The following is a 1,247-nucleotide window of genomic DNA, read 5'->3' on the forward strand; positions in this document are numbered from 1 at the left end:
GGAGAGCCGGTCGAACGTGAGCTTGCCGTCGGGCTTCGGATACTCGATCGGCTTGCACTGCGAAGCGGGCTTGAGCATCTCGTGGTCGCGATGCTGGTGATGCAGCGTCCACGGCACATTGCCGCCCAGCAGCTTCTGCTCGATGCCCACCATCAGCGTGCCCAGGTACAGACCCTTGCTCATCCACTGCTTGAAGTTGCGCGCCCTGTACAGCTCCGTGTAAAGCCACGACTGCCTGAACGCTTCCGGGTAAGCCGCGAGTTCATCGCTCTGGCGGCCAGCCTGCACGGCTTCGAACGCCGCATCCGCGGCCAGCATGCCGGTCTTGATCGCCGCGTGGCTGCCCTTGATACGCGAGGCGTTCAAAAAGCCCGCGTCGTCGCCCACGAGCGCGCCGCCCGGGAACACGAGCTTGGGCAGCGACATCAGGCCACCCGCCGTGATCGCGCGCGCCCCGTACGAGACGCGCTTGCCGCCTTCGAGGTACTTGCGGATTTCCGGGTGAGTCTTGTAACGCTGGAATTCCTCGAACGGCGAGAGATACGGGTTCTGGTACGCCAGACCCACGACAAACCCCACCATCACCTGGTTGTTGTCGATGTGGTACAGGAACGAGCCGCCGTAGGTGTCGCTTTCCAGCGGCCAGCCCGCGGTGTGGATCACGAGGCCGGGCTGGTGCTTCGAGGGATCGATCTCCCACAGTTCCTTGATGCCGATGCCGTAGACCTGCGGATCCGCATCCTTGCCGAGCTTGAACTTCTCGTTCAGTTGACGGCCCAGATGCCCGCGGCAGCCTTCGCAGAACAGCGTGTACTTCGCGTGCAGCTCCATGCCGAGCTGGAAGTTCCCGGTGGGCTCGCCGTCCTTGCCGACACCCATGTTGCCGGTGGCGACGCCCTTGACCGAGCCATCGTCGTTGTAGAGCACTTCGGCGGCCGGAAAGCCGGGGAAGATTTCCACGCCCAGGGCTTCCGCCTGCTGGCCCAGCCAGCGCGTGACGTTCGCGAGGCTGATGACATAGTTGCCGTGGTTCTTGAAGTTGTCGGGCAGCGCCCAGTTCGGCACAGATTTAGCCCCCGTTTCGGAAAGAAAAAGGAACTTGTCCTCGGTCACGGGCACGTTCAGCGGTGCGCCTTGCTCCTTCCAGTCCGGAATCAGCTCGTTCAGGGCACGCGGATCCATGACCGCGCCCGAGAGGATATGCGCCCCGATTTCCGAGCCTTTCTCCAGCACGCAGACGCCGATTT

1 protein-coding gene is annotated in these 1,247 nt (G+C 63.4%); it reads right to left on the reverse strand.

All coding sequences use genetic code 11. The features are described 5' to 3' along the window. Nucleotides 1-1,247: NAD(P)/FAD-dependent oxidoreductase (locus M3A49_RS42240; RefSeq protein ID WP_266233982.1), on the reverse strand; the 1,247-nt coding region annotated here is incomplete at both ends.

It is taken from the genome of Paraburkholderia sp. CNPSo 3076 (assembly GCF_026343935.1).
In the GTDB taxonomy this organism is placed as follows: Bacteria; Pseudomonadota; Gammaproteobacteria; order Burkholderiales; family Burkholderiaceae; genus Paraburkholderia; species Paraburkholderia nodosa.